10 protein-coding genes are annotated in these 9,951 nt (G+C 56.7%); 4 read left to right on the top strand and 6 right to left on the bottom strand.

The features are described 5' to 3' along the window. Positions 1-45: 45 nt before the first annotated feature. Positions 46-741: a hypothetical protein gene (locus Poly21_RS10955; RefSeq protein ID WP_146407103.1), complete on the top strand. Its 696-nt coding sequence runs from the start codon at positions 46-48 to the stop codon at positions 739-741. A 210-nt stretch (positions 742-951) separates the two neighbouring features. Here Poly21_RS10955 and trpD read toward each other — a convergent pair whose 3' ends face one another. Continuing rightward, positions 952-1,959, bottom strand: a complete 1,008-nt coding sequence (gene trpD / locus Poly21_RS10950) for an anthranilate phosphoribosyltransferase (RefSeq protein ID WP_146407102.1) — start codon at positions 1,957-1,959, stop codon at positions 952-954. A 110-nt stretch (positions 1,960-2,069) separates the two neighbouring features. Here trpD and Poly21_RS10945 point away from each other — a divergent pair, with 110 nt between their 5' ends. Then, on the top strand, positions 2,070-3,011 hold the full coding sequence (locus Poly21_RS10945; RefSeq protein ID WP_146407101.1) for a nucleoside hydrolase: 942 nt from the start codon (positions 2,070-2,072) through the stop codon (positions 3,009-3,011). Between the two features lie 9 nt (positions 3,012-3,020). Continuing rightward, positions 3,021-3,824 (top strand): TerC family protein, encoded by an 804-nt coding sequence (locus Poly21_RS10940; protein WP_302118646.1) that lies wholly within the window; start codon positions 3,021-3,023, stop codon positions 3,822-3,824. A gap of 100 nt (positions 3,825-3,924) precedes the next feature. On the opposite strand, the gene Poly21_RS10935 is transcribed toward Poly21_RS10940, so the two are convergent. The 3 genes from Poly21_RS10935 to Poly21_RS10925 form a co-directional block, all read right to left on the bottom strand. Further along, on the bottom strand, positions 3,925-4,530 hold the full coding sequence (locus tag Poly21_RS10935; protein ID WP_146407100.1) for a nitroreductase family protein: 606 nt from the start codon (positions 4,528-4,530) through the stop codon (positions 3,925-3,927). Positions 4,531-4,581: 51 nt separating this feature from the next. Then, positions 4,582-5,589 carry an alpha/beta hydrolase gene (locus Poly21_RS10930; protein ID WP_302118643.1) on the bottom strand — a complete coding sequence of 336 codons (1,008 nt, stop codon included), beginning with the start codon at positions 5,587-5,589 and terminating at the stop codon, positions 4,582-4,584. A 74-nt stretch (positions 5,590-5,663) separates the two neighbouring features. Beyond that, complete coding sequence (locus tag Poly21_RS10925) at positions 5,664-7,445, bottom strand: sodium:solute symporter (protein ID WP_302118641.1); 1,782 nt, start codon at positions 7,443-7,445, stop codon at positions 5,664-5,666. A gap of 183 nt (positions 7,446-7,628) precedes the next feature. Here Poly21_RS10925 and Poly21_RS10920 point away from each other — a divergent pair, with 183 nt between their 5' ends. After that, positions 7,629-8,600, top strand: coding sequence for a calcium/sodium antiporter (locus Poly21_RS10920; RefSeq protein ID WP_146407098.1), 972 nt, complete (start codon positions 7,629-7,631; stop codon positions 8,598-8,600). A 349-nt stretch (positions 8,601-8,949) separates the two neighbouring features. On the opposite strand, the gene Poly21_RS10915 is transcribed toward Poly21_RS10920, so the two are convergent. After that, complete coding sequence (locus Poly21_RS10915; protein WP_146407097.1) at positions 8,950-9,261, bottom strand: hypothetical protein; 312 nt, start codon at positions 9,259-9,261, stop codon at positions 8,950-8,952. Between the two features lie 41 nt (positions 9,262-9,302). Beyond that, positions 9,303-9,755: an HU family DNA-binding protein gene (locus Poly21_RS10910; protein ID WP_146407096.1), complete on the bottom strand. Its 453-nt coding sequence runs from the start codon at positions 9,753-9,755 to the stop codon at positions 9,303-9,305. Between the last annotated feature and the right edge of the window lie 196 nt (positions 9,756-9,951).

Here is a 9,951-nt window from a genome sequence, read left to right as displayed (position 1 = left end):
GATCACATCCGTCCGCACACAACACCCTACGCTGAGCAGTCTGTCATGAACGTCCCATCGTTTCTTTCATCCGTCCGTATCGCTGTCATCGTGCCACTGTGTTTCGCTGTTGCCGTGTGCATCGGTAGCGCTTCCGTCTCCGCGGGGCTGATCCTATCGTACGCGCCGAATGAGACTGTGGACGGGACGGCGCCATCGCAAGTATTCAGTGCTGGCATCATGGCGAACCCGTTAACTGCGATCGGGCTGACATACCGGCGTGGCAGCGGCACTCTTGCGTACCAGGGTTTCTCAACTGGTGCAGCCACCCCCGGTCAATTCATCACCTTTGGATACGAAAGTACGTTGCCGATTGACTTGGGCACTTTAGACATCGCGTTCAGTTCGGCGCTCGGTCCAGAGGTGGTCGATATTTTTGCAAGCTTCGATGGTGCATCATTTGAGAACCTGCTGTCGCTCAGCACACCCTTTCGACTCGATCCCTACATGCCGCGGATCGACTTGACAGCTCGCACCGCTCGCTCGGCCGAGTTTCGTTTGATTGGCAGTCAGGCCGCACGCAGCGACGGAGTCTTCGGATTCAGTCCACTCGCAGGTTCAACACCCGCAGCAACGATTCAACTGACCGGCGCGATCGCCGCGGTCCCTGAACCGGCCGCCCTCACGACGCTGATTCTCATCGCGGGCTGTTTCTACAGCCAACGCAAACGAGCTGAGCGACGGCGAGTCACGCCGTATTGAGGGCATGGCAAAACGCGGAGTCCCTGCGGACGTCTCGGCATATGGTTCTAACGTTTCAGCGAGCCAATCCCACGTTCATTGACCGAATTGCGAGCAGTGCGGGGTGATGTTGGAAAGGTAAATGCCGATTTGCAGTCACGTGCAGCTGCAGCTTGGACACCCCGGCCTACCGACAACAGGCGAATGACATTTCCGTAGTCCCATTCGCGCCTACCTTCGACAGAGTTGTCGCATTTTTTCTTGGGCCGCGCCGCTGTCGATGGCGTCTGCGGCGATGCGCGCGGCTTGCTGCAAATTGTCCGATTTTCCGACTAGGAGGAGTGCGGCGGCGCAGCCGGCGATGACGGTGTCGCGTGGAGGGCCGGGTTGACCTGCAAAGATGTCGCGAATGACTTGAGCGCTCTCGGCTGGGTCGGCGACGACGAGCGCCTCCGCCTTCGCTGCAGGGAGTCCGAAGTCAGTGGCGGTCCAATGATGCTTGGTTTGCTCTGACGAGCAGACTTCGATGCACTGCGTGATTCCATCGAGTGAAATTTCGTCTTGACCATCTTCGGCACGCACGACGAAGCTTCGCTGAGTATCGAGCTGGCTCAGCGCTGCCGCGATCTTAGCTTGCGCGATCGGTGAGACGGTACCGAGAAGTTGATGCGTGGCGGCGGCGGGATTGCATAGCGGTCCGAGCAAGTTAAACAGTGTTGGCACGCCGAGGCGGCGCCGAATGGCGACGACGTGACGCATTGCTGGATGCAATTTTGCGGCAAAGCAGAAACAGATGCCGATATCGTTGAGGCTGCGTGCGACTTCGGCAGCGTCGGATTCAATGGGCACTCCGAGGTGCTCGAGAACGTCGGCCGATCCCGAGCGACTTGTGGCCGCCCGGTTACCATGTTTGGCGACTGCCACGCCGCACGCCGCTGCCAGGATTGCCACCGCGGTCGAAATGTTAAAAGTGCCCGATCCGCTGCCACCCGTACCGCAGGTATCAAGCAGGATATCGTGCCCATGCTCGATGCGCGTCATGTGACCGCGCATCGCCGTGGCCGCCCCGACGAGTTCGCTGACCGACTCGCCTTTCTCGCGAAGGGCAAGCAGCAACTCGCCAATATTCTCCTCAGCGGCTTCGCCACGCAGCATGGTGTCAATCAGGTGGCCGGTCTGCTCCGACGTCAGATCGGTGCCAGCAAGGGCGAGAGCGGTTGCGGTAGGGAAGTCGAGCATGTGGGAGCGTGGGAGAGTGGGAGAGTGGGAGAGTGGGAGAGTGGGAGAGTAGGCTTATCTTGTCCCTTCTCCTCTTCTCCACCGGGGGCGGAGTTCCTAGACTGAAGGGCATGTCACGAAAAATCATACTCGACTGTGATCCTGGGATCGACGGTGCAGTTGCCATCACGATGGCCTTGTTTGACCCACGCTTGAATGTGTTGGCAGTCACTTCCACTGCCGGGACGGTGGACGCAGAGCAGGCCAATACGAATACGGCGGCGATCATTGCCAAGCTCGATCCGGCGCGGTACCCGCGGATCGGCTCAGCAGTGCCGCCTTTGGATGCACCTGTCCTCGATGACCTGCATCTCAATGGGCCCGATGGATTAGCGGGTTGTCATTTTCCTACGGCGACGCGTCAGAACGATCACCCCAGCGATAAGGTGATGGCCGATTTGATTCGGCGGTATCCAGGTGAGGTGACCATTGTATGTTTAGGGCCCTTGTCGAATCTCGCCCGCTTGCTGCGCCGCGACCCGATGTTAATACCCCTGATTGACAAGGTGATCGTCAGCGGTGGAGCGGTCGCCCATAGTGGGAATGCCAGCGCGGTCGCTGAAATGAACTTTTTCTTCGACCCCACCAGTGCTCGTGAAGTATTTGCCTCACCAACGACGAAAAGTCTGGTGCCGCTCGATGTGACCGACTCGATCACCTTTGGGCTTGATCTGATCGAAAATCTGCCGAGCGAGGCGACACGTGCCGGATGGTTGCTGCATAAAATATTGACCTATAAATTTCGCGTCGGACACCAGAAACTGGGGCGTGAAGTGATGCCGCTCCAAGACGCTGTCACGATGATCTCGCTGGTGGAACCGGAACTATTCCAATGGGAAGAGATGGCGGGTGACGTTGAAGTGAGCGGTACGCTCACGCGTGGAATGACTTTGTTCGATCGCCGTATGCGACCGGAGTGGAAAACCAATATGGAAGTTGCGCGGCGTGCGTCTGCTTCCGACGTTCGTGACGCGATCATCCGTGGCTTGCGGTACGCTGGTCAACAAACTTAGAAAATATTTATGTCGGAACTCTTTTCTGTATCTGGGCTGTTTACCCTGGGCATGCTTGTGCTGCTACAAGCGGTGTTGGGGTTTGATAACCTGCTATACATCTCAATTGAGAGTAAACGGGTTGCTGAAGACAAGCAGTCCATGGTTCGCAAGCTTGGGATTGGGGTCGCGATCGTCTTGCGGATTGCACTGCTGTTTGTGGTCGTCAATCTGATTCAGTTGCTTGAGGATTCGTTCTTTGAGATCCACAACGGGTATGTTGACATGGCAGTTTCCGGCCATAGTTTGATTGTCTTGTTCGGCGGCGCGTTCATTCTGTGGACGGCGATGAAGGAAATTCATCACTTGCTGTCAGATCCCAATGTAGGGTCCGGCGAAGAAAAGCCGACTTCCAGCGTGGGCAAGGCTGTGACATTGATCATCGTGATGAACCTCGTGTTTTCATTTGACTCCATCCTCAGCGCGATGGCACTCACGAAGAATCTGTGGATCATGTCTATAGCGATCATCATTTCGGGTGTGATGATGTTGCTGCTCGCTGATCAGGTCTCTGAGTTCATCAAGAAGAACCGAATGTTCGAGGTCCTGGGGCTGTTCATCTTATTCATCGTGGGTGTCATGTTGGTCAGCGAAGGCGGGGAACTGGCACAGGTGGTTCTATTCGGACATGAAGTCCACCATATGCCCAAGAGCACGTTCTACTTTGTGTTGGCGACATTGATTGTGGTCGATATCGTGCAAACACGTTATCAGAAACGTTTGATGGCAAAGCAGGAAGCGAGAGAGTCTGCCGCGAAGGTCGCCGAGGGCTAACCACCCAAACCGGTCCTCGAAGGCGTGCAGGCTATCGAGGCAGAGTGAATCGTTCCAGACTGAACCGACAGTCGGACGATTGGTTTCGGCGTCTGAATCGCTACGCCAGATCGTGCGACTCGCCCCACTTATCGCCAAACACAAACTCCTGCAGAGGCTTTCGCTGGCGTGGTTTCAAATCGCGATCTCGAAGCTCGTCGGGAACGGATTCGACCGGCGCCGCGTAGCCGATCGCGAGCCCCGTTTTGGCTTCCACATCATCCGGAAGACCGTACAGGCTCCTGACCCGGCCGGGAAAAATCCCGATCATCTGGTGTACGACTAGCCCTCTCGACGTCGCTTCGAAAGTCAAATTGGCGCTGGCGAGACCCAGGTCATGTTCAGCGGCGGCATTGGTTTGACCGTTGCGTGAAAACTTCAAACTGATGCATCCGATCGCCAAGACGGGGACGTGCTTCGCCCACTCCTGGTTCCCTTCCACGAGGCAAGACAGCAGACGCTCAAAAGCGTCGGTGTCCTCACGCCTTGCCACGAGGTAGCTCCACGGCTGCTCGTTGTATGACGACGCTGCCCAGCGAGCAGCCTCAAAGAGCGAACGCAGATCCTCTCGGGAGACGCCCCGGTCAGCAAACGCATAGGGGCTCCAGCGACGGGTGATTAAGTCGTGGACAGGATGATTCGGCTCGGCGTGTTTCGGATGAGTCATGTCAAGTGCTTTCAGTTTGGAAGGTCAAACGTATCCAAGGCAGTCCGCGGTTTAGTTGGCGGTCGTCATGGCGTGGCGGATGAGCCATTGCTGACATAGGTCCGCCCACTGCGAGGCGCCCGGAGTGGAGGCGGCCAATCCCAAGCCGTGGCGTCCGTCATTGAACAAGTGCATCTCCACATCGACGCCGTGGGCGACGCATGCTTCGTAATAAACCAAGCTATTTTGCACAGGAACGGCCTTGTCGGCAGCGGTGTGGAATAGAAATGTCGGCGGTGTTTGTTCGCTCACGCGAGTCTCATTGGACAGTGATTCAACCAGATCCGCCCCGGCATCAGCACCCAATAGGTTTTTTTGACTTCCCTGATGAGTGAACGGTTTTCCCAATGCAATCACCGGGTAGCAAAGGATGCAAAAATCGGGCCGAGATGAAACTCGCAACACCGGGTCGGTAGCGTTGGGGTCGACTTGGGCAAACTGAGTCGCCACCGTCGAGGCCAAGTGCCCACCAGCGGAAAATCCGATCACGCCAATCCGATTGGGGTCCAGATTGAGCTCCTGGGCGCGGCTTCGCAGCGTCTGGATGGCACGCTGGGCGTCGATCATCGGTGCCGGATGGCCGTACCCCTGGCCCTCATTTCCCTTGCCACGCATTCGATAGGTGCAGATCGCCGAGGAGATCCCCATGGAGTCAAACCACTCTGCGAATGCATGCCCCTCGTGACCGATCGCATGATGGCCGTAGCCTCCCCCGGGCAAAATCACTACGCCCGCAGTTGGTTGATCGGAAACCACTTGGTGGATGATCAGTTCCGGAGTGTCACCGTCTTCCTTCAAGTCCGAACCCGGAATCCCGTCTTGCCAAAGCTTGACCGTCGTTGTCGATCCAGACGACTGAGCGGAGCATGGAACTATGTAAATTAGGCTCAGGCAGGAAAATAGAAAAACAGAGACGCACAATCGCATCGAAGGCTCCGGTGGGATTTTCGGGGGAAGGTAGAAAGCGGGAGAGCTCGATTCTAACGAATGGCTGCCTGTCGTGGGCGGTTCGTAAATCATGGGGCCGTGAGTAGCGTGGACGCGGAACGTGCTAGGGTGAGGGTCCCAAGGGAGCAGGGGGATCCAGCGACGTGTCAACGAAATACCCAATACAAGCCTACCATCACGACAACTAACCCGAGCGACAGAATTCTAGGGTCGCCTAAACGAGTCGGGGCGGGGATTTTGAGGGCGGCCAGGGGAGTCTCCCAGGCCAGGTCAGCGCCCATCAATTGGCGCCCACTCCGCGGTTCTGCACCGGGTGATGCGTCGGAACTGATCCGAGGTCGATCAGGCCATAGGAGACTGAGACCGACCTGCAAGATGCAGCAGATGACAAACAAATTGAACGCCATCATCATGAAACCACCCGGTAGATGATTTAATTCACTATCGGGGCGCAGTGTATTGTTGGTGAACACGGCCACTCCTAGTAGCGAGCCGGCAATCAACGTCGTCGCGGCAGCACGTGAACTCGATCCCCGCCAAAACACTCCCATTACGAGCACCGCACTAATCGGTGGTGCGATGTGAGAAATGATTGTCGCCATGCCATTGAAAATACTCTCGAACATGTTCAGTGCCGGCACCAACGCCACTGCAAATATGAGTGCGACGGTGGCTGAAATCCTGCCGAATCGAACGAGCGACGTGTCATCGACCGTGGGACGAAACCGCTTGATCAAGTCATAGCTAACCAGTGTCGAGATTGAATTGAGTGCCCCCGAAACGGTGCTCATCAGTGCTGCCATCAAGGCTGCGACTAACACGCCGCGTAAGCCGATGGGCAACAGTTCGGTGATCATGCTCGCATAGATACCCTTGCTCTTCACTTTGCCGTCGACGGTAATCAGCGACAGGTCCAATCGTCCGTCGAGGTGCAACGCATATGCCAGCAATCCAGGTAGTACAAACAGGAACACTGGCAGGATTTTGAGCACCCCTGCAAATATCGGCCCCTGTCTCGCGTTGAGTTCGTCCTTGGCACCGAGTACCCGCTGGACGATCGTTTGATCAGCGCACCAATACCAGATACCGAGTACGGGGTAACCCAGCAAAATTGCGTACCAGGGCATGTTGTCGGGGTCACCGTGGGGTCGCAGCATCGATAATTTTTGCATTTCGTCTTCACGGCCGAGTAGGGAGGTCAGATTCGACCACCCATCCCAACCCCCCGGCGAGTCCGCTGTTCCGCCGAGTTGATAATAGGCTAAGCCAGTGATCAGCGCCGCGCCGGCGAGCAACACTACGGTCTGAATGCACTCTGTCACGACGACCGCCAACAGTCCGCCCACAATGGTATAGACACCCGTTAAGACGCACAGCACGACGATACTGAGCATCATCGAAACGCCGAGCAGTTCCTCCAAAATGATACCACCGGTGAGCAGTGCAAACGCGATGTGAATGACGATCGCAGACACGATCGAGATCAACGCCAACACATCGCGGCAGATCCGGTTGTAACGTCGCTCGAGAAAATCAGGCAGCGTCGCGATCGATGAGCGGATGTAGAAGGGAGCGAAAAAAAGTCCTAAGAGTATGAGCGTGAACCCGGCCATCCATTCAAAATTACCGTTGAGCAGCCCAGTGTCGAAACCGTTTTGCGCGAAGCTCACCAAATGCAGCGTTGAAATATTTGTCGCAAAGAGCGCCAAGCCGATACTGAGCCAACCGAGGCTCTTGCCGGCGAGAAAGTACTCCTCGGCAGCGCCCTGTTTCTTTTTGTGACGCCAAGCAGCGAACAAGCCGATCGCGACGATGCCGATCAGGTACGTGATGGCGGTGAGCATATCAATCGCGCCGAGCCGGATACTGCCAGCGTCAGAGCTTGCGTGAGCCTCAGTATAGATTGCCGAGAGGAAAAATGCGTTCAATGGACCAGCTCAAGAAAGGGCAACGCGGTTGGGTGGGGACGAGATACTTTAACGCGGATCTCTCTTGATTTGTAAAATCTCACATTGACATTTTTTGGGCTTCAGCAATCTTGTTCGTTTCGAGCGGTTTCGTTCTGGTTGGCGTCTGCCAATCCGTGATCGCGGCACTTTGAAATGTGCGGTATGAACGAGCATCTTCTTTCGGGTTTGCTGATTCTCTCTGGGTTGGTGGCACTCATCATTGGCGGCGAGGTGCTCGTGCGAGGTGCCTCGGCTGTCGCGGCGGCATTTCGGATACCGCCGCTTGTCATTGGACTGACCGTGGTGGCTTTTGGCACGAGTGCCCCTGAACTCGGCGTCAGTTTGCAAGCGGCATTTTCGGGCGCCTCCGATGTCGCAGTGGGGAACGTCGTTGGGAGCAACATTTTTAACGTGTTACTGATCCTCGGCATCTCGTCGCTCGTTACCCCGTTAGTGGTGTCGAGCCAACTCATCCGGTTTGATGTGCCTTTGATGATCGCTCTGTCCTGCCTGACCTGGGGACTTACGAGTGACGGCGTGCTCAGCCAAATCGATGGGATGGTGCTGTTCTCGGTCCTCATCGTCTACCTCGCCATCTGCTTGCGAACGGCGCGGAGGGAGTCCAAGCAGGTCCAGCAGGAGTTCGCGGCGGAGTATGCCAGCGACAGCAAAAAACCAGTTCGTATGTCGGTGCAATTCGCGTTGATCGCCGCGGGTCTGGTTTGTCTTGGGTTGGGAGCAAAGTGGCTAGTCAGTGGCGCTGTGGCGATCGCGACCTGGTTCGGCGTGAGCGAACTGGTTATCGGACTGACCATCGTTGCCGCGGGCACGTCGCTACCTGAGGTCGTGACGTCGGTGGTCGCGAGTATTCGAGGCGAGCGGGATATCGCCGTTGGCAATGTTGTGGGCAGCAACATTTTCAATCTCGCCTGTGTTCTCGGTTTGACCGGTGTCATCTCGCCAGCTGGGATTCCGGTGAGCCCCGATGCGATTCGCTTTGACATTCCCATCATGGTTCTGGTGGCGGCAGCGTGTTTGCCCATTGTCTTTACAGGCAGTCGCATCTCTCGGACTGAGGGAGTTGTGTTCTTGATCGGCTTCGCAGCTTACAACTACCTGCTGATTTGGGCATGATCCTAGCGTCAGCGTCGAGCAAGCTGAGTCGAGCAAGCCCTAGTTAACCGCGATGGTGCCACCAGCCCACAATGTACCGCGGTGGCGGAGTCGTTACTGGCAGTCAATCGGGCAGGTCGCGGAGGTCGTCAACGGGCGGTTGATAGCATCGACCTTAGTGACGTAAGGGTGAGCCGAGTCGAGGGTGAGCCGAGTCGAGGGTGAGCCGAGTGCTGTCATGCACTGAGCCGTGGCGCCAGCCCAGCCGCCGATGTGTCTCCACCCTTGAGAATCCACCTGTGGGAGTGACCCAGGGTAAATTTGGATGGACCTACCAATCTCGCAGCCTCGGAGTAACGTTGGTCCCCCGTTAGAGCACGCCGCCGTGAGTTCGAATGGGTGTCAGGTGACTCGGGGCGTCGAGCTGCCAGAATCGTTCCCACTCGTCAACCATTGCACGCAAGTTTTCCGAGGTATACAGCAACTGCTGAACCCGGCGTTCGGGGCGGGCGGAGTAAATTGGAAGAAAACATCCGACCGAAGTCGTGATCACCATCATTAAAGCGATGCCGAGGATCAATCGGGAAGCGAGCGCTCGAAGTGATGCCGAGGGACTTCGCTTTGCCCGGCCGGTCGTTTCGGTCGCTGGGGTGGCGTCGATCGCCGTGGTCGCAAGTTTCATGGGGAGTTCCTCCGTGAACAACATGGGCTCGCGAAATTGAATCACCCCCACTCGCCGGTAGGGCGAATCGGACGGTCAGCTTCGCGAGCTGGTTTCGAATTTTGGCTGTGCGTGGATCGAGCGGATTGCTCGGTTGCGTCGGCGGTCGGTTTAAGCGGTGGCGTGCCCTGCGGTTCATGGTCTGAATCGAGCCATGCCGGACGTCCGGGTTGCTCGCTCAGATCCTGCACTCGTTGCTCCATCTCCTTACCGGGTTTGAAGCTGACGACGTATTTTTCAGGAACATGAACTTGTTGACTGGTCTTGGGATTTCTCGCACTGCGAGCGGCTCGAAGTTTCACCTCGAAGACGCCAAAGTTTCGCAGTTCAATTCGTCCCTCGCGGACCAACATCTCGATAATCGAGTCGAAGGTCCGTTGCACCACTTCTTTGGTCTGTTGTTGCGTCAAACCGAGTTCTTCGGAGATGACGCGTACGATCTCTTTCTTGGTCACTCCGCTGACACTCCCATCCAGTTGACTCGTTCAGATGCACAGCTAAGTCAGCATCGTGTTGACGCAAACCTTTAAAGCTGCTCGACTTAGGAGTCGTCACTGTATGGACGTGAGCGGGCGAGTGTCAAGCGGCGTGGGGGCAGAAAGTCAGGCGAAACAGAATTTTGCCAGCTGACTGCCTGTCGTTCACCTCGTT

Source organism: Allorhodopirellula heiligendammensis (assembly GCF_007860105.1).
In the GTDB taxonomy this organism is placed as follows: Bacteria; Planctomycetota; Planctomycetia; order Pirellulales; family Pirellulaceae; genus Rhodopirellula; species Rhodopirellula heiligendammensis.
The sequence above is the reverse complement of the archived record's forward strand: the minus strand, read 5'-3'. Positions and strand labels throughout refer to the sequence as shown.